Below are 17,639 nucleotides of genomic sequence, written 5' to 3'. Positions count from 1 at the left end.
CTAGCGCTCGGCCCGCGCCTTAATGATAGCAAGCACATTGGCCTCCACATCGCCCAGCATCCGCTCGCCCCACGCCGCTAGATACCAGTCGAGACGGCTGCGCATCCGGTAGGTGGTGGAGAGCGTCACGCGCACCCTCCCGTCACCCAGCGGCTGGAGCGTGTAACCGCCGCGCGCGATTTTCAGCAGCGGGCCATCGGGCGAGATGTGGCGATCGGTATAGGTCTGCACGGAATTGTCGGGGAAGGCGAAGTCCCACGCGATGCGGTGGCCGGGTTCGAGCGCGGTGACGCGCTCTTCAAAGCGGATGGCATCGCCCCACCGCCCGACGCGCACCAATTGCTCGCCGCGCTGCACCAGCCGCGCTTCGGCAGGGCGGGGGATCCCGGCAATGTCATGGGTGAATGTGACGATCCCTTCGTCCGAGGAGACGGCAGGGATCGAGAGCAGCAGCGGCCACACATCGCGCGCATCGGCGGCGATATCGACATGGCGCACGACCGCGTGCTCTTCCCAAGCGGGCGGGCTGGCTTCCTCGGCATAGAGCAGCGCGAAGGGCAGGGCGGCAAGGCCCAGGGCCTGAAACCGGGTCACGCCCTCTTCGCGCTCAAGGCGGCGTTGGCGACGGTGGATCACATAGGTCGCCAGCGCCCCGCCGATCCCGGCCGCCAGCCAGAAGGGCAGTACCATGATGATGCAGATCAGCCCCTCGGCAAGGCCATAATGGACCAGCGGGAACATGATCGCGAACAGCAGCACCGGGGCGATGATGCAGCCGTAATGCGAATAGACCTGCAAGCCCGCCCCCGTCACCAGCGCGCCGATGACGAAGGGCAGCAGGCCCATGAAGGCGATGCCCGAATAGGAGGCTTCGAGCACGCCGGTGTTGAGCAGCAGGATGGTCAGCAGCAGCAGGCCGAGCATCGTCAGCAGAAAACCGCTCCCCGCGCGCTGCCCGCGCATATTCGTGTGATAGGGCAGGGGTTCCTGATCGGGTTCGGTCACGCAAGGATCTTAGCCTGTGCCTGCGGCAAAACCAACAAGGCCCGCCGATTGCGTTCGGTTTTGGCGAGTCGCGCAAGGCACGTGGCGGCAAACGGGGCCAGCGGCCGACCCGAAACCGGACACGAGTCTGCTGCCGCGACGGCGATCTGTTGATGAATCAGGGCAGTACTGGTTTTGATCTTTCAAATAGAGCGCAAGCTCGTCTTGCCTTAATTTTGACATCTTTATGAACATATAATCGTGCCGCAGAAAGCTCCGCAGGCTTGCTGTTTGGATCGACCTTAATCTCCTCGCCACAATCGGGTCGCATGAATACTGCGGAGGTCTTTTTGGCCGATCATCCAGACGATAATCGAAAGGATGATGGCATGCTTACCACAAACGAATTCACGACAATTATTGCCGGGGCCGTCGGCGCTTGCATGATTTGTCTGCTGCCCGTGACGGCAGCGGCCGCGAAACAGGGCGATGATATCGTCGTCAGTTCATCCAACGCCATGCGGCAATGGCAGAAGCAGACGACAGCCGAGCTCGATCGCGCGCTGATGATCGAGCCGATGGGGGCGACCACGGAAAACGCGATCGTCCAGATAAGCTTCACGCTGGACGAAGACGGCAAGGCGGAGAATCTGCAATTCTACAACCAGGATGGCACGAACCTCGAACGCGGCGTGGCCAAGCGCGCGATCGAAAGACTCACTCATCTCGGGGATGTGCCGGTGGATCATCCGCGTGATGCCCGTTTCCTTGCCAGCATCATCTTTGCCAATGATGCGCTCAGCTACAGCAAGTTGCGGGGCCGGCTCGGCAAGATGGAAGAAGCGCGGCTGGCTTCGGCTGATGGCCGGCGCCAATACCTTGCGCTCGGCTATTGAGGATCATTCCTCTGGCCTGATCCGGCCGCCGGGCCAACCCGTTCCGCCAGCCTGAGGCTGCGGAAAGCTCCAGTGCCGTATCCTTCGCGCTGCGGAGGCGGATGTGATGCGACACTGGAGTCTTGGGGGCATTTGCGGGGCTTGGGTCGCGGGCGAAAGCGTCACCCCGCCCGCAGCTCCTCCGCGAGCAGCTGGAAGTCCGCCTCTCTCGGTGAGTTCTTGCGCCATGCGAGCACGATCTCGCGCTTGGCGGTGGGGCTGTCGACGGGCCGCGCGACCACATTCGTGCCATTGAGGATGCCCGCTTCCAGCGCCATTTCGGGCAGCATGGTGAGGCCGAGGTCGTTGTTGACCAGCTGCACCAGCGTGTGGAGCGAGGTGCCGATCATCGCCGCGCTGGCGCGAAGCTCGCTGCGCGAACAGGCGGCAAGCGCATGATCGCGCAGGCAGTGCCCGTCCTCCAGCAACAACAGCCGGCCCTGATCGATCATCTCGGGCTTCACGCTCGCGGGCGGATCGCGCGGATCGTCCTTGGGGAAGGCGATGAACAGCCGGTCGTCCGCGATATGGGCAAGCGCCGCGTCACCCGTGTCGAAGGGCAGGGCGAGCAGCACGCAATCGACCCGCCCGTGGCTGAGCGATTCCAGCGCGTCATGGCTCGTCTCTTCGCGCAGCAGCAGCTTCAATTCCGGCCGCTCGCGCTTCAGGCGGGGCAGGATGCGCGGCAGCAGGAAGGGGGCGATGGTGGGGATCACGCTCATCCGCAATTCGCCGACCAGCGGCTTGCCCGAGGCCTGCACCAGATCCGCCAGTTCCTCGGCCTCGCGCAGGAGCCGGTTGGCCTTGGCCACCACCTGCTCGCCGAGCGCTGTGAACCGCACCACCCGGCGCGAGCGTTCGACCAGTGTCACGCCCAGCAGCGATTCAAGCTCGCGGATGCCGGCGGACAAGGTCGATTGCGACACGAAGCTCGCATCCGCCGCCCGGCCGAAATGGCCATGCTGGTGAAGCGCCACGAGATATTGCAGCTGCTTGATGGTGGGCAGGTAGGTGGACACCGGGCCGCTGCTACTCCGCCGCCAGCGCGTCGGACGCTTCCGGCGCTTCCGGCGCTTCAGGCACCACCACATCGTCGATATGGGTCATCTTCAAACGCCCCTTCTCGACCGCGAAGGCAAGCTTGCCCTCGACCAGATCGAGCGCGTCCTTGCCGAACACCTCGAAGCGCCAGCCCTTGAGCACCGGCAGATCGCGTACACCGGCGGCGAGCGCTTCCATCTCCTCGGCGCGGGTGAGGAGGCGCGCAGCGACATCGATCTCGCGGGCGCGGATCTTGAGCAGCAGCTTCAGCAGGTCGGCGACCAGCGCGCCTTCCTTGCCCAGCGGCGCACCGGGGCCGGACTTTTCGGGCATCTCGTCCTTGGGCAGCGGCTCGGCATCGGCCAGCACCTTCATCAGCCGCTTGCCGATGTCATTGTCCTTCCAGGCAGCGGAAAGCCCGCGCACCTTGGCGAGATCGGCCTGCACCTTCGGCGGGTGACTGGCGATATCGGCAAGGGTTTCATCGCGCATGATGCGGCCGCGCGGGATGTTCTTGTGCTGGGCTTCGGCCTCGCGCCAGCCGGCCAGCGCCTTCATCCGGCCCAGAACCTGCGGATTGCGCCCCGGCTGGCGGATGCGCTTCCACGCCATGCCGGGATCGGTGATGTAGTTCGACGGATCGGCGAGCTTTTCCATCTCCGCATCCAACCAGATGCCGCGTCCGGTCTTGATCAGCTTCTTGAGGATGCGCGGGAAGATCGTGGCGAGGTGGGTGACATCGCCAATCGCATATTCGATCTGGCGGTCGGTCAGCGGGCGGCGGCTCCAGTCGGTAAAGCGCGCGCCCTTGTCGATGGTGAGGCCCATCCACGTTTCGACGAGGTTGGCATAACCGATCTGTTCGGACTGGCTGATCGCCATCATCGCGATCTGCGTGTCGAAGATCGGGTGCGGGGTCTTGCCCGTCATGTTGACAATGATTTCAACGTCCTGCCCGCCGGCATGGAAGACCTTGAGCACGTCTTCGTTGTTGCACATCAGGTCAAGCAGCGGGGAAAGGTCGATGCCGTCGGCCATCGGATCGATCGCGGCGGCTTCCTCGGTATTGGCGATCTGCACCAGGCAGAGTTCGGGCCAATAGGTGTTCTCGCGCATGAATTCGGTGTCGACCGCGACGAATTCGGATTTGGCCAGACGTTCGCAGAGCTCGGAGAGGGCCTCGCTCGTGGTAATCAAGGGATGGATTTTCATGTCATCTTTTCTTGTTTCGCAGGCGGAGTGCCGCCCTCGGGATTGAACCCAGAATGCGCCCGGACCGCTTGACAAAACGGCGGGCTTGCCCTGTTAGCGCGCCAACATCGGAGCAAAGCTCCATCTGCGCCCGCGCGCCCTAGCGTCATAGCCGCGAACAGGACAAGAGTTTAGATGCACCCCTACCGCACGCATACTTGCGCACAGCTTTCTTCCGCCAATGTCGGCGAGACCGTCCGCCTGTCGGGCTGGATCCATCGCAAGCGCGATCACGGCGGCGTGCTGTTCATCGACCTGCGCGATCACTACGGCATCACCCAGATCGTGGCCGACAGCGACAGCGCGACCCTGCCGGTGCTCGAAGGCCTGCGCGTCGAAAGCGTCATCACCATCGAAGGCGAAGTGAAAGCGCGCGTGGCCGAGACGGTCAATGCCAACCTTGCCACTGGCAGCATCGAGGTGTTTGCGCGCAGCGTCACCGTGCAGAGCGCGGCCGAAGAGCTGCCCATGCCGGTCGCCGACGAGCAGCCCTATCCGGAGGATATCCGCCTCAAGTACCGCTTCCTCGATCTGCGGCGCGAGACGCTGCACAAGAACATCATGACCCGCGTGGCGGTGATTGCCGACATGCGCACGCGCATGGCAGCGGTGGGCTTCAACGAGTTCTCGACCCCGATCCTCACCGCCTCTTCGCCCGAGGGCGCGCGCGACTTCCTCGTGCCGAGCCGCATCCACGCCGGCAAGTTCTACGCGCTGCCGCAGGCGCCGCAGCAGTACAAGCAGCTGCTGATGGTTGCGGGCTTCGATCGCTATTTCCAGATCGCCCCGTGCTTCCGCGATGAAGACCCGCGCGCAGACCGCCTGCCGGGCGAGTTTTACCAGCTCGACCTCGAAATGAGCTTCGTCACCCAGGAAGAGGTGTGGGAGACGATGGAGCCGGTGATCCAGGGCACCTTCGCCGCCTTCGCGGGCGAAAAGAGCGTGACCCCGGCAGGCGAATTCCCGCGCATTCCCTACGATGAGGCGATCCTCAAGTATGGCAGCGACAAGCCCGATCTGCGCAACCCGCTGCTCATCAGCGATGTCTCGCACCACTTCACCCAGTCGGGTTTCGGCCTGTTCGAGAAGATCGTCGGTTCGGGCGGCGTGGTCCGCGCGATCCCCGCGCCTGCGACCCACGAGAAGAGCCGCAAGTTCTTCGACGACATGAACGACTGGGCGCGCAAGGAAGGCTATGCGGGCCTTGGCTATGTTACCCGCAAGGGCGGGGAATTCGGCGGGCCGATTGCCAAGAACCACGGCACCGAAGGCATGGCCGCGCTCTATGCCGAGCTTGGCCTTGGCGAGAATGACGGCCTGTTCTTTGCGGCTGGCAAGGCGGCGGACGCGGCCAAGCTGGCGGGCGCTGCCCGTATCCGCGTGGGCGAAGAGCTGGGCCTCATCGACGAGAGCACCTTTGCCCTGTGCTGGATCGTCGACTTCCCGTTCTACGAGTGGAGCGAAGAGGAAAAGAAGGTCGACTTCAGCCACAACCCCTTCTCGATGCCGCAGGGCGGGATCGACGCGCTGAACGGGCAGGATCCGCTGACGATCAAGGCCTACCAGTACGATCTGGTCTGCAACGGCTATGAAATCGCCAGCGGCTCGATCCGCAACCACAAGCCCGAAACCATGGTCAAGGCGTTCGAGATCACCGGCCTCACGCAGGCTGATGTGGAGGAGCGTTTCGGCGGCATGTACCGCGCGTTCCAGTACGGCGCGCCGCCGCACGGGGGCATGGCTGCGGGCGTGGACCGGATCGTGATGCTGCTGTGCGGGGCCAAGAACCTGCGCGAAATCACGCTGTTCCCGATGAACCAGCGCGCCGAGGATCTGCTGATGGGCGCCCCCAGCCTGCCCGAACCGCGCCAGATGCGCGAACTCAGCTTGCGCGTGGTGGAACCGCCGGTGAAGCCGGTTGGCGGGGCCTAAGCCCTTTCAAGGCCAGCGATGAAGGCAGCAACGTTGCGGCCCAGCTCCGCGACGTTGTAGCCGCCCTCCATCACCGTCAGCGTCGGCAGGCCGAGGCTCGCGATGCTCGTGCCCATGGCATGCATGTCGTCCGTCGTCAGGGCGAATTGCGATATGGGGTCTTCGGCAAAGGTGTCCGCGCCGTAGCTGACGATCAGCGTCTTCGCGCCGAAAGCGGCGATGGCATCGACCGCCCTGCCAAGCGCGCCTTCGTAAGTCCCCCAGCCAGTGCCCCTCGGCAAGGGCTGGTTGAAGGTCGTGCCTTCGCCTGCGCCTTCACCACACTCCTCGGCATGGCCCCAGAAATAGGGGAAATCGGTGCGCGGATCGGCATGGATCGAGGCGAAGAAGACACTCCCGTCGGCGTAGAAGATGTCCTGCGTGCCATTGCCGTGGTGGTAATCGACATCGAGCACCGCGACCGGCCCGAGGCCTTGCGCCGCCGCTGCGCGCGCAGCGATGGCGGCGTTGTTGAGGTAGCAATAGCCGCCGAAATAGTCGGCTCCGGCATGATGCCCCGGCGGGCGGCAAAGGGCGAAGGCATGGCGTGCCTCTCCGCTAGCCATCGCCGCCAGCGCGCTCAAGGCCGATTGCGCCGCGCCATAGGCTGCCTCCCACGTGCCTGCCGCAATCGGGGTGACGGTGTCGAAGCCGAACAGGCCGAGCTTCCCGTCAATCCGCGTCAGATCGAGCGGTCGCCGTCCACGCACCGGAAAGGCATAGGGTATCGCATCGCCCGCGCGCCCGGCCGCCAGCCACTCGCCATGCGCGGCTTGCAGGAAGGCGATGTATTCGGGGCTGTGGACAGCCTGGATCGCCGCAAGCCCGTGGTCATCGGGCGCGCGCACCGTTCCCATCGCTCCCAGCATATTCCCAAGCCGCGCCGGGGTTTCGGCGTGGTCCTCGGCCTTGCCGTTGACGAGTTCGAGGGCCGGCGCATGGGCGGCTTGTGAAGGCGAACAGAAGGTCAGCATGATGGCTGAGGCCGTGGCACGCCGGCCTATCCGCTGGCAAGAGCGCATGGAGGCAGCGCTTGCGCATGATTGCGGAGAGCTTCGGCACGGATTGTCATGCCCACTTGCGCTTGCCCGCAGCGTTCATTAGGGCGGGCACGAGATTTACCTAACCCCATTTCAACGAGGGAATATCATGAGCGATACTGCCGATCGGGTGGCGAAGATTGTCGTCGAGCATCTCGGCGTCGAGGCCGACAAGGTCACCCAGGATGCCAGCTTCATCGACGATCTGGGCGCTGACAGCCTCGACATCGTCGAACTGGTGATGGCTTTCGAAGAGGAATTCGGCGTCGAAATCCCCGACGATGCGGCCGAGAAGATCACCACCGTTGGTGACGCGACCAAGTACATCGAAGAGCACAAGGGCTGATAGCCCGACCCACCCGTTGGCTGCGGATCGCGGGGATGGTGGGAGGATTGCAGGTTCTGCTGTCCTCCTCCTCAGCCCTTCCGGTGAAGCGCCATACGGGGTCTTGGCAGGCTCAGCCCGAACGGGGTTGAGCCTGTCTTGCGTTTTGGAGAACCTGAATGCGCCGTGTGGTTGTAACCGGCCTCGGTCTTGTCACCCCGCTCGGGGGCGATGTCGAGACGACGTGGGCAAACCTGATCGCGGGCGAGAGCGGAGCGGGGCAGATCACCCGCTTCGATACCTCGGACCAGAAGTGCACCATCGCCTGCGAAGTGAAGGGCAAGGATCACCCCTGGGGCTTCGACGCCGACAAGCGCGTCGATCACAAGGTCCAGCGGCAGGTCGATCCCTTCATCGTCTATGGCATTGATGCCGCAGGCCAGGCGCTCGAAGATGCCGGCCTCACCGACATGACCGATGCCGAAAAGGAGCGCACCGGCTGCTCGATCGGTTCGGGCATCGGCGGCCTTCCTGGGATCGAGCTCGAGAGCGTCAATCTCCACGAGCGCGGCCCTTCGCGTGTCTCGCCGCACTTCGTCCACGGGCGCTTGATCAACCTCATCACCGGTCAGGTGCAGATCAAGTACGGCTTCATGGGGCCGAACCACGCCGTCGTCACCGCCTGCTCCACCGGCGCGCACTCGATCGGCGATGCCGCGCGGATGATCGCGATGGACGATGCCGACATCATGCTGGCGGGCGGGGCGGAAAGCACCATCAACCCGCTCGGTATTGCCGGTTTCGCTCAGGCGCGCGCGCTCAACATGAGCATGAATGACCGCCCGACCGAGGCCAGCCGCCCCTATGACCGCAATCGTGACGGCTTCGTCATGGGCGAAGGCGCGGGCGTGGTGGTGCTCGAGGAATATGAGCGGGCCAAGGCGCGCGGCGCGAAGATCTATGCCGAAGTCACCGGCTATGGCCTGTCGGGCGATGCCTATCACGTCACCGCCCCGCATCCCGAGGGCCGCGGCGCGGAACTCGCCATGCGCATGGCGCTGAAGAAGGCCGGCCTCGGCCCGGGCGATATCGACTACATCAACGCCCACGGCACCTCGACCATGGCCGACACCATCGAACTCGCCGCGATCAAGCGCGTGCTGGGTGACGATCTGGGCGGCGCGTCGATGTCCTCGACCAAGTCTGCTATCGGCCACCTGCTGGGCGGCGCGGGCGCGGTGGAAGCGATCTTCTGCATCCTCGCGATGCGCGACGGGATCGTGCCGCCGACGCTGAACCTGCATGATCCGGACGAGGGCACCGAAGGCATCGACCTTGTGCCGCTGGTGGCGAAGAAGCGCGAAGTGCGCGCGGTGCTGAACAATTCCTTCGGCTTCGGCGGCACCAACGCCTCGATCATCATGCAGAAGGTCGACTGATCCGGTGAGCCGAACGCGGCTGATTGGGAAAGGACTGTGGCTGGGGCTGGTGGCGCTGGCGCTCGCCGGCCTTGCTTTCGCATGGGTGCTGACGGGCTCGTCGACCATCGCCAAGGAGACGAGCTTCACCATCCCCGCGGGCGCCTCGGTCTCTTCCGTGGCGGACAAGCTGGAGGCCGAGGGGCTGATTTCCTCGGCCGCGGGCTTCGTGCTGCAGGCGCGCATCTTCGGCTCGGACGCGCCGATCCAGGCGGGCGAGTTCCTGCTCACCCCCGGCATGAGCCAGGGCGAGATCCTCGCCGCCTTCCAGTCGGGCGATGTGATCCGCCGCTTCGTCACCATCCCCGAAGGCATGCCCTCGATCCTCGTGTGGGAACGCCTGATGGCCGAGCCGCTGCTGACCGGCGATGTGCCGGTGCCGCCCGAAGGCTCGATCCTGCCCGATACCTACGCCTTCGAGCGCGGGCAGTCGCGCGCGTCGCTGGTCCAGCAGATGCAGAGCGCGATGGACAATGCCCTGGCCGAGGAATGGGCCAAGCGCAGCCCCCGCATCGCGGTGGATACGATGCGCGATGCGCTGATCCTCGCAGCGATTGTCGAGAAGGAAACCGGCAAGCCCGAGGAGCGCCGCATGGTCGCCGGGCTCTATTCCAACCGCGTGCGCACGGGAATGAAACTGCAGGCCGATCCGACGATCATCTACCCCGTCACCAAGGGCAAGCCTTTGGGCCGCCGCATCCGCCAGTCCGAGATTGCCGCGGTCAACGGCTACAACACCTACACCCGCGTCGGCCTGCCCGAAGGCCCGATCACCAATCCCGGGCGCGACAGCATCGCGGCGGTGATGAACCCCGAGAACACGGGTGCGCTGTTCATGGTGGCGGACGGAACCGGCGGGCATTGGTTTGCCAGCACCCTTGAAGAGCACAACGCCAACGTCGCCAAGTGGTATGCAATCCGCCGCGAGCGGGGGGAAATGTAGGAGGCGGAGCGCGGCCAGCAAAAGTGGGAACCGGTTTTGCGGTTCGGCCGCGCGACCACAAGCAAATGCCTCAGCCCTTCATCCTCACCGCCGCCCTGCCGCCCGATCTGGCGGGCTTTGCCGAAGGGCTGCGGCGCGCGCATTATCCGCCCGAGCGCAATTACCTCCACGCCCATGTCACGCTGTTCCACGCCTTCGCGCCTTCACTGCTGGAAGAATTGAAGGACTTCATCCCGCGCATTGCCGCCGAATTCGCCGCGCCAGAGGGAGCCGTTTCTGGCGTGATGGACCTAGGGCGGGGCACCGCGATTGCGCTTGAAGCGCCCGGTCTGCTCGCCCTTCGCGCCCTGATCGCCGAGCATTTCCACGGGAGCCTCACCGCGCAGGACCTGCACGAGCCGCGCCCCCACATCACTATCCAGAACAAGGTGACCAAGGACGACGCGCGCAGCCTTCAGGCGCGGCTGGTGCCGCTGCTGGCACCATGGGCGGCGAAGGGCCGCTTTCCCTTTCCTGCGCTCGAGCTGTGGCACTATCGCGGCGGGCCGTGGGAGCGGGTCAAGACTTGCGCATTCCGCGGGCGCGAGAGGGCTTGACCCGGCCCCGCCTGCGCCCTAGATGCGCGCCTCGCTTGGGGCGACACCCGCAAGCGAATCCGGCCGCAAATCGCCGCCGGATGCCCCATGGGGCGGAGTAGCTCAGCCGGTTAGAGCAGCGGAATCATAATCCGCGTGTCGGGGGTTCGAGTCCCTCCTCCGCTACCATATTTCCCAATTCTATCTTTGAGTTAACCCCTGCGGTGCTGTGTACAACCATGTGTACGGTTTATCGCACGGTTTTGAATTGTGCGGAGACGGCGCAGATGCGGTGTTCTCGCTGGTCACGAAATGGTCGTGTGGCACGACTGTTTGCCCTGTGCTGCAGGCTTGCTCGAAATTTGCGCTACTGCCCCTTCTACAGCGTAAAGGCACTCGATTGAGCTATCCTTGAAGCTGATAAGCGTTCTGCTAGTTGAACAAAGCTTACCTCAAGCCTAGGGCCTTAATTGAACTGGGAGATTTTTAAATGTTCAGAATTTTTGTTGCTTTTGCGTTTTGCATCGCAGCTCCGGCAAATGCGGAATTTTATCCAGCTCCATCATCAGTAAAAATGGTCAGTGAGCAAAAAGTCTCATCGTGTGAATTTCTTGGGTTAGCTTATGAAGCTGACAGTTTTGTTTCGAAGAGCATGGATAAAGCTGCGCGAAAGGCGTTAGATGAAGCTTTGACTAAGGCCTCGCAAGGAGGTGCAAACACTGTTATTTTTAAAGGTATTTCCTCCGCTAATAAAGAGCTGATTGTTACCCTGATGGCTTACCGCTGCTAGTGCAACACGACCGTTCTGAATGGGGCGCAAATCTGCGTTTTGGCAGTGGTTGCAATGTGAAGGCGCTAGGCTGAACTGCCCTTGAAGCTGGCCAGCGTTCTGGGCGCTATGTGGGCTCGATTTCCGCGCGGCGCGGTTTGGGTTTGTGGCGAAGGGTCGTGTGACGAGAATGATTGCGCCCATTGAATAGTTTTATACCCTGATGCAATTTCGTTCTCCGACACGCAGCTCAATGTGGCGTAGGTGGTTCGTGAATTGTGGAGAAATGCCAAATGCAGGTTAGAGCGGTTTCCACACGATCTGATTCGTCAGGGATTCCCTTCGCGGCGCCGTTGTGATTCAGACTTCCTGCTGGTGGCAGGAGGCCAGCACGGATGGCACGAACGCTTTCACAGGATCTTCGGGACAGGGTCGTTGCAGCGATTGATGGCGGCCTGAGCTGCCACGCGGCGGCGGCGCGCTTTGGGGTCAGCGTGTCGAGCGCGATCCGCTGGCGGCGAAGAGCGCTTGAGCATGGCCGGGCCGTTGCCAAGCCGCGCGGCGGTGACCGGCATTCAGGCAAGATCGAAGCGCACGGCGGCTTCATTCGGGAGCTGATCGCCGAGCAAGGCGACATGACCCTGGTCGAGGTTCAGGCGCGGCTGATCGAGCGTGGGGCCCTGGTCGGTATCGGCACGGTGCATCGCTTCTTCGTGCGTCACGGGATCACGCGCAAAAAAAGACCGGCCACGCGATCGAGCAGGACCGTCCCGACGTCCTGAGGCAACGGCAGCATTGGTTCGACGGCCAGATCGATCTCGAACCCGAACGCCTCGTCTTCATCGACGAGACGTGGACCGCCACCAACATGACCCGCAGCCATGGCCGCTGCCCGAAGGGCGAGCGGCTGCGGATGGGCTTCCCGCACGGCCACCGCAAGACCACCACGCTGGTCGCGGGACTGCGAATGACCGGCATGGTCGCGCCGATGGTGCTGGACGGGCCGATCAACGGCGACTGGTTCGAAGCCTATGTGGCGCAGGTTCTGGTGCCCGAGTTGCAACCCGGTGACGTGGTCATCATGGACAACCTCTCGAGCCACAAACGGGCGGCAGTGAAGGAAAGGATCGAAGCGGCCGGTGCAACGCTGCGCTTCCTCCCGCCATACAGCCCGGACTTCAACCCTATCGAGAAGGCATTCTCCCGGCTCAAAGCCATGCTCCGCAAGGCGGGTGAGCGAACCGTCAGCGGGTTGTGGGACTTGATCGGCCGGCTCGTCGACATCTTCCAGCCTGCCGAATGCGCCAATTACTTCAAATCTTGCGGATATGAGCCGGAATGAATGGAAACCGCTCTAATGCAGAGCAGACCTACAAACATGCCTATGACCTTCATTACAAAAAGAAGGACTTTGAAGGTGCGCTGTCTGCTTACCTCGATGTGATCGAACATAGTCCCGAAACACAAGAGTGCGGATACGCTAAGACGCAGATCGATAACATAATCGGATCGGGAGCTGATTTTTCAGCGATGACCGGTGTCGTTAACCGCTACAACCAGCTGATTGGAAATTTTTCCGAACGCTTGGAAAGCACATTGAACGCGAAAGCGGCGGAAGTGCAGCGGTTCCGAGCCATAGGCGAGGAAGCCGACCAAACGGCCAAGTTTAAGGCCGAGCAGGAAAACTGCATGGGCTACATCAAGGCGAACATCGTCGATTTTCCGATGATGACGATCAGCCAAGTGCCACCCGGTGCGCAGTGCCGTATCAAGGCCATGGTAACCGCCAATGCCACAGTCGGTACCGGCTTGTTTAGCGAGTTGAGCCAAGGGTTCTCCGACATGTTCGGGATGACGAACACTACCTCGGGCATGGCGCTTAAGGTGAACAGCGGCGAGGCCACTGTCAGGGCAATCATTGCGAACAAGGCCGTTGCGATGGGTGCAAACTGCGTGATCGGCGTCGATATCGACTATGGCGTGACCAACAACAATGCTGCGACGGTCAACATGCAGGGAACAGCTGTTTTGATCTCAAATCTCAATGAGATTCTGGACGATGCGGAGTTCGCCAAGGCTCAAAAAATTGAGGCGGCATACGCTAGGATCAAGGAGTTGGACCGCTGGCTCCGCGGCGAATTTTCTGCTGATTGAGCATCAAGGGGTCAGAGAATGATCGTCGCCGATACTATCCCCGCATTCATCGTGACTGCGCCGCTGGAGTTCACCAATTTTTCCAAACTGAATGGTATGCAGCTTACCGTTGGATCGATCTACGTCCGGCAGGACAATGGCGCTTACTGCGGACAAGCATCGATTAATCGCGGATTTTCAATGCAGGTCTGCTTCAACGTGTCATTTTCCGACGACGGTAGCCAATCTTATACTATCAACGGAAAGGATCACTCGGTGGTCATTCCGGGGAATAAAATCCGTCCATTCTCAATGTAGGTCATTGCCCGTTCGCTCGGTTTGGTCGGTAGCGGAATGGTCGTGTGACGCGACTGACGAGGGGCGTTGAGTTAGTTTATCGTATCTTGTAGGCTTCCCGCAAAATTATAGAGCCGATGCCATCTATTACAATATAAAATATAAGCAAAAATTCAAATAAAAATCTGAAAAATTCGAGGTCATAAAATTAATCGCGTAATTTTATTAAGCATAATAGCTTTTAACTGCGTAGCTTGCTCTCCATTAGGTACAAAAGGGGAGGCCGCTGAAAAATAATTTGATAGCATCGCGATAGGATCTGATGATTATTTAAATAAAAAATGCGAACTTTCTCGTCGCACTATTGAAGCTTATGAATCTGAGTACAATTTTATAAACAAATTTATGACTTCGTATAATGAGAAATTAGAATATTTGCGCTCTGCAAGCGCATATTTGTGCGTTCAGGCTGGGGCTGACAATGCTGCAGTGGAAAGGGCTACCTCAAAAGTGCGAGAGGGCTTCAACATCCTCGGAGGAAGCCGGTAGGCATTTCCGATCGACAGCCCCCAGACATGAAAGCACCTGATCGTGCCGACAGACTGTGTGACGATACCAGTCACGATAAGTGGCCTTTTATGTAGCCTTGCCGGTCGCTGCGGTCTCGACCGGTTGCAGAATGGTCGTGTGACACGACTGATTATGATGGCCGAGAAGCTGCGTTTGGCTGTTGACAGCGGTAAGCCTCGTGTCTCTATGTTTCTTGGGTCTTTGCCTTGTTGAGCAGAGACAAATTTTTGACAGGGGCGTGGAAGATGGCTGGGGTGCGAATTAAATCTTTGATTACTCTAGCGTTTGGGGTGATTGCATTGGCGTCGTGCTCAGCTTTTTCTGAGACCAGCTGTTCAGATGAAGCCTCCAAAGGCGCTCTTGAAAATGCTATACGTGAAGGGCTTGAGAAAGTGGCTCTTGAGCGGGCGCAGGACGCCGAAGGCAACTATCTTATCAGTTCTTCTTCTGTTCGGGCGTCAATTGCTAAAGTTAAGTTGATCCTCGAGGATATCCGCACCACCAAAGAAGACCCTGACAGTACCAAGCGTTTCTGCACGGGCACGCTCAAGATCGTGTTTTCGCCCGAAACCTTCAAGGCTGCGGACGCCTCTCGCGAATTGCTTGGGCTGCCCAAGATCGCAAATGCGATTGACGGCGCAGAGTTGGAAAAAGGGGCTGACTACTTGAAGGGATCGCTCGACTATAGCGTTCAGCCCACCGATGATGGCGCAAAGGTGTTCGCCGAGTTCGAGGGTTCGGATGGCAAGCTCGAGATATTCGGCGAGGTGGTTGCCGCTTCTCTCCTGCGTGACCGGATCGAGAACAAAGTAAGGGTTGAAAAGCAAGAAGCTGAATTCGCCCGCAAGCAGGAAGAAGAGGCTGTTCAGGCCATGCTCAATGCTGGACTTGAGGCGGCTGTGGCGCAGCGTAAGGCCTCGCAAGAAGCGATCGGAGTTGTGTGGAACTCGATCGATGCCGATGTGCGAAAGCAGCTTTTGGCGCAACAGAGGGCATGGATTAAGCAGAAAGACGCGGCGTGCCGTGTCGAAGGTTTGCAGTATTCGACCGAACCGACCGAACAGAAGGCTGCAGAGGCGAATTGCCAGGCTCGAGAGAATAACAATCGGGCTAACCAGCTGAGTGGCTATATAGCGTATGAGGAGGGTTACTAATTACGACCGCCTCAAATCGCTCTGCCTCAGTGGAGTAAGCTTAGTAAACTGGACACCTCGAAGAACGTCTATTTTCGGCCTGACGGCGGCGCGAGGGGTCTGATCGCGGTCTTTGGTGCGTGAGGGCTGTGCCTTTCGGCCTCGTTTCCTTGTTTTTCTGAGCTGGAGCGCCGCTTGGCACCTCGTTTTCGCGCTATGCGGGCGCACTTCGCCCCTCGAGCCAGGCGAGGCGCTGGAAGTTGTAGGCCAGGTTCGCCATGCCGATCTTGATCTTTGCGCGGGCGATGCCGATGGTGCGGATAAACAGCCCCATGCGGTGCTTCTGTCCGGCGAACACGTGCTCAACTGCCGAGCGCACAGCGGAGCGCTTCGCATTGGCTCGGGCGATGTGCTCTGGCATCGGCCGACGCGGCATGCGTCGCTGGTGGATGTTGCTCTTGAACATTCCCCGCTCGAGGAACGCCTCGTTCTTCTTTGAGCGATAAGCCGTGTCGGCCCATACGCCCGAGCCGGTGTTTTGCTTGCTGATGAGCTCCGGCAGCCGTGCCCCGTCATGGGCGTTGGCCGCACTGGCATCCCAAGTGCGGATCAGCCCGTGAGCCCGGTCGATGCCGATGTGGTTTTTGTAGCCGAACATCGGGATGGCAAGATCGACCGGCTTGAAGCCCTTGGGGTCGCCGCCCTCCTTCACCTTGGCCTTCGAGTACTTGACCGTCCAGCGCGCATCGCGGTCCTTCTGACGGACCTTGGCAGGCCTCTCCTTCCAGCGCTCCGGGATCTTGCCCTGCTTGATCGCGGCCTTCTCGTCCTCGGTGTTCCGCTGCTTGGGCGCCGGCACCACGGTCGCATCGATGATCTGCCCGCCCATCGCGAGGTAGCCCCGATCGGTCAACGCCGCATCGAAGCGCGCGAAGAGCTTGTCGATCGCCTTGGCCTGTACGAGCCGCTCGCGGAACAGCCACACCGTGGTCGCATCGGGCACCCGGCCATCGAGCCCCAGTCCGAGGAACCGCTGGAACGACAGCCGGTCCTTGATCTGGAACTCGGTCGCCTCGTCTGACAGAGAGTAGAGCGCCTGAAGCACCAGGATTTTGAACATCATCACCGGATCGAACGGCGGCCGGCCGCCTTTGCCCAGATCGCTCCGCCTGAGCGCCACGATCAATGGCCCGCGGAACACCTCGAAATCGACCACCGCCGTCAACCGCTCCAGCGGATCACCCGCCGCACTCAGCGCCGCATACCGGTCCGACAGATCAAAGAAACCAGGCTGGCCAACCATCTTCGCCTCCGCTCATCCGCAAAGGCAGTGAATCAGATCAACGCCTCAAAGGCGAGGGTTTTTCGAGGCGTCCAACTGCGTGGAAGTGCTTCCTCAAAGAAAAACAATAGCTTGCGAGATTGCATTTCCCAGTAAGCTCGTTTTCCGCCCTGAGCCAATGTGAGTAGCGGTGTGAAAAAGGTGTTCGCAACTTGGTAGCGGAGACAGGGGCCTCACGGAGAGGTGAGCGGTGGATGCGGTGTTTCGCCGGTTGCGGAATGGTCGTGTGGCACGACTGATCGTGATAGGGTGTCAAAAGCAACGGAACGGATACGAAGCTGATGATCCCCAGGGCGGTGAAGGTAGCCATTACAACGTGCGCGATTGTTGCTTTGTCGGGATGCGCGATCCTATCCAAGCCTCCCGTTGGCAACCCCAATGTGCCGCAGCCCAGCAAATCGGTTGAGATCGACCGCTATCTGGGGCGTTGGTACGAGCTTTACCGGTATGACGCTTCCTTCCAGAAGGATTGCGAGGCTGTGTCAGCCGATTATTCACGCAACGCCGATGGCACAATACGAGTGCTCAACGCCTGCCGCAAAGGTGCTGTGGATGGGGATGTGAAAACGGCCACGGGCAAGGCGAAGATCGTTGACACCGTAACCGGCGCCAAACTCAAGGTGTCGTTCTTCGGCCCATTCTATGGCGACTACTGGGTGCTGGATCACGCTGACGATTATCAATGGTCCATCGTGGGCGAACCATCCGGGCGCTACCTCTGGATTCTTTCTCGCGATCCAAGGCCTGATGGCCGCCTGAAAACGATGCTGCGCCGCCGCGTCGAAGAAATGGGTTATGATTGGTCGTTGATGCGGGAAACCATGCAATAGCCGATCCTTTACCACGCCGCTT

Annotated in this window: 17 protein-coding genes and 1 tRNA gene; 13 read left to right on the top strand and 5 right to left on the bottom strand. The window is 61.1% G+C overall.

Annotated elements, in window-relative coordinates; genetic code table 11:
* Entirely contained in the window at positions 1-1,005 is a 1,005-nt protein-coding gene (locus RSE14_RS05750; protein ID WP_324076266.1) for an SRPBCC family protein, read from the bottom strand.
* A 308-nt stretch (positions 1,006-1,313) separates the two neighbouring features.
* Here RSE14_RS05750 and RSE14_RS05745 point away from each other — a divergent pair, with 308 nt between their 5' ends.
* Complete coding sequence (locus tag RSE14_RS05745) at positions 1,314-1,880, top strand: hypothetical protein (RefSeq protein ID WP_324076265.1); 567 nt, start codon at positions 1,314-1,316, stop codon at positions 1,878-1,880.
* Between the two features lie 161 nt (positions 1,881-2,041).
* On the opposite strand, the gene RSE14_RS05740 is transcribed toward RSE14_RS05745, so the two are convergent.
* Both RSE14_RS05740 and rnd read right to left on the bottom strand, forming a co-directional pair.
* Positions 2,042-2,938, bottom strand: a complete 897-nt coding sequence (locus RSE14_RS05740) for a hydrogen peroxide-inducible genes activator (RefSeq protein ID WP_324076264.1) — start codon at positions 2,936-2,938, stop codon at positions 2,042-2,044.
* A gap of 10 nt (positions 2,939-2,948) precedes the next feature.
* Positions 2,949-4,172, bottom strand: coding sequence for a ribonuclease D (rnd, locus tag RSE14_RS05735; RefSeq protein WP_324076263.1), 1,224 nt, complete (start codon positions 4,170-4,172; stop codon positions 2,949-2,951).
* Between the two features lie 174 nt (positions 4,173-4,346).
* On the opposite strand from rnd, the gene aspS reads away from it, so the two are divergent.
* Entirely contained in the window at positions 4,347-6,143 is a 1,797-nt protein-coding gene (gene aspS / locus RSE14_RS05730; protein WP_324076262.1) for an aspartate--tRNA ligase, read from the top strand.
* Here aspS and RSE14_RS05725 read toward each other — a convergent pair.
* Entirely contained in the window at positions 6,140-7,156 is a 1,017-nt protein-coding gene (locus tag RSE14_RS05725) for a histone deacetylase family protein (RefSeq protein ID WP_324076261.1), read from the bottom strand. The two genes, aspS and RSE14_RS05725, sit on opposite strands and share 4 nt — an antisense overlap.
* 175 nt (positions 7,157-7,331) lie before the next feature.
* Between RSE14_RS05725 and RSE14_RS05720 the strand changes: the two genes are divergently transcribed.
* The 10 genes from RSE14_RS05720 (at position 7,332) to RSE14_RS05675 (ending at position 15,466) form a co-directional block, all read left to right on the top strand.
* Positions 7,332-7,568 carry an acyl carrier protein gene (locus RSE14_RS05720; protein WP_017666217.1) on the top strand — a complete coding sequence of 79 codons (237 nt, stop codon included), beginning with the start codon at positions 7,332-7,334 and terminating at the stop codon, positions 7,566-7,568.
* A gap of 158 nt (positions 7,569-7,726) precedes the next feature.
* Positions 7,727-8,986, top strand: coding sequence for a beta-ketoacyl-ACP synthase II (fabF, locus tag RSE14_RS05715; RefSeq protein ID WP_324076260.1), 1,260 nt, complete (start codon positions 7,727-7,729; stop codon positions 8,984-8,986).
* Positions 8,987-8,990: 4 nt separating this feature from the next.
* Entirely contained in the window at positions 8,991-9,968 is a 978-nt protein-coding gene (gene mltG / locus RSE14_RS05710) for an endolytic transglycosylase MltG (RefSeq protein WP_324076259.1), read from the top strand.
* A gap of 65 nt (positions 9,969-10,033) precedes the next feature.
* The gene (locus RSE14_RS05705; RefSeq protein ID WP_324076258.1) at positions 10,034-10,564 is read left to right on the top strand and encodes a 2'-5' RNA ligase family protein; all 531 of its coding nucleotides are present in this window, start codon (positions 10,034-10,036) and stop codon (positions 10,562-10,564) included.
* Positions 10,565-10,655: 91 nt separating this feature from the next.
* Positions 10,656-10,732, top strand: a tRNA-Met gene (locus RSE14_RS05700).
* 301 nt (positions 10,733-11,033) lie between these two features.
* Positions 11,034-11,333: a DUF4156 domain-containing protein gene (locus RSE14_RS05695; protein WP_324076257.1), complete on the top strand. Its 300-nt coding sequence runs from the start codon at positions 11,034-11,036 to the stop codon at positions 11,331-11,333.
* A gap of 374 nt (positions 11,334-11,707) precedes the next feature.
* A protein-coding gene (locus RSE14_RS05690; protein WP_324072659.1) for an IS630 family transposase occupies positions 11,708-12,654 on the top strand; the annotation gives its coding sequence in 2 pieces (ribosomal slippage) (positions 11,708-12,044 and positions 12,044-12,654; 948 coding nt in all).
* Positions 12,651-13,466: a heavy metal-binding domain-containing protein gene (locus tag RSE14_RS05685; protein ID WP_324076256.1), complete on the top strand. Its 816-nt coding sequence runs from the start codon at positions 12,651-12,653 to the stop codon at positions 13,464-13,466. The genes RSE14_RS05690 and RSE14_RS05685 overlap by 4 nt, the downstream gene beginning before the upstream one ends.
* 18 nt (positions 13,467-13,484) lie before the next feature.
* On the top strand, positions 13,485-13,763 hold the full coding sequence (locus tag RSE14_RS05680; protein ID WP_324076255.1) for a hypothetical protein: 279 nt from the start codon (positions 13,485-13,487) through the stop codon (positions 13,761-13,763).
* A 794-nt stretch (positions 13,764-14,557) separates the two neighbouring features.
* Entirely contained in the window at positions 14,558-15,466 is a 909-nt protein-coding gene (locus tag RSE14_RS05675; protein WP_324076254.1) for a lysozyme inhibitor LprI family protein, read from the top strand.
* A gap of 193 nt (positions 15,467-15,659) precedes the next feature.
* Here RSE14_RS05675 and RSE14_RS05670 read toward each other — a convergent pair whose 3' ends face one another.
* Complete coding sequence (locus RSE14_RS05670; protein WP_324074295.1) at positions 15,660-16,748, bottom strand: IS5 family transposase; 1,089 nt, start codon at positions 16,746-16,748, stop codon at positions 15,660-15,662.
* 320 nt (positions 16,749-17,068) lie between these two features.
* Here RSE14_RS05670 and RSE14_RS05665 point away from each other — a divergent pair, with 320 nt between their 5' ends.
* Complete coding sequence (locus RSE14_RS05665; protein ID WP_324076253.1) at positions 17,069-17,617, top strand: lipocalin family protein; 549 nt, start codon at positions 17,069-17,071, stop codon at positions 17,615-17,617.
* Positions 17,618-17,639: the final 22 nt, after the last annotated feature.

The organism is Erythrobacter sp. (genome assembly GCF_035194505.1).
Classification (GTDB): Bacteria; Pseudomonadota; Alphaproteobacteria; order Sphingomonadales; family Sphingomonadaceae; genus Erythrobacter.
This window is presented reverse-complemented; position numbering and strand designations above follow the sequence as displayed.

Bases quoted from the DNA above. Each gene is read 5' to 3' on its own strand.
- RSE14_RS05725 (WP_324076261.1), bottom strand. From the start codon at position 7,156: ATGCTGACCTTCTGTTCGCCTTCACAAGCCGCCCATGCGCCGGCCCTC.
- fabF (WP_324076260.1), top strand. From the start codon at position 7,727: ATGCGCCGTGTGGTTGTAACCGGCCTCGGTCTTGTCACCCCGCTCGGG.
- rnd (WP_324076263.1), bottom strand. From the start codon at position 4,172: ATGAAAATCCATCCCTTGATTACCACGAGCGAGGCCCTCTCCGAGCTC.
- RSE14_RS05685 (WP_324076256.1), top strand. From the start codon at position 12,651: ATGAATGGAAACCGCTCTAATGCAGAGCAGACCTACAAACATGCCTAT.
- RSE14_RS05695 (WP_324076257.1), top strand. From the start codon at position 11,034: ATGTTCAGAATTTTTGTTGCTTTTGCGTTTTGCATCGCAGCTCCGGCA.
- RSE14_RS05745 (WP_324076265.1), top strand. From the start codon at position 1,314: ATGAATACTGCGGAGGTCTTTTTGGCCGATCATCCAGACGATAATCGA.
- RSE14_RS05675 (WP_324076254.1), top strand. From the start codon at position 14,558: ATGGCTGGGGTGCGAATTAAATCTTTGATTACTCTAGCGTTTGGGGTG.
- RSE14_RS05670 (WP_324074295.1), bottom strand. From the start codon at position 16,748: ATGGTTGGCCAGCCTGGTTTCTTTGATCTGTCGGACCGGTATGCGGCG.
- RSE14_RS05680 (WP_324076255.1), top strand. From the start codon at position 13,485: ATGATCGTCGCCGATACTATCCCCGCATTCATCGTGACTGCGCCGCTG.
- aspS (WP_324076262.1), top strand. From the start codon at position 4,347: ATGCACCCCTACCGCACGCATACTTGCGCACAGCTTTCTTCCGCCAAT.
- RSE14_RS05665 (WP_324076253.1), top strand. From the start codon at position 17,069: ATGATCCCCAGGGCGGTGAAGGTAGCCATTACAACGTGCGCGATTGTT.
- RSE14_RS05705 (WP_324076258.1), top strand. From the start codon at position 10,034: ATGCCTCAGCCCTTCATCCTCACCGCCGCCCTGCCGCCCGATCTGGCG.
- RSE14_RS05720 (WP_017666217.1), top strand. From the start codon at position 7,332: ATGAGCGATACTGCCGATCGGGTGGCGAAGATTGTCGTCGAGCATCTC.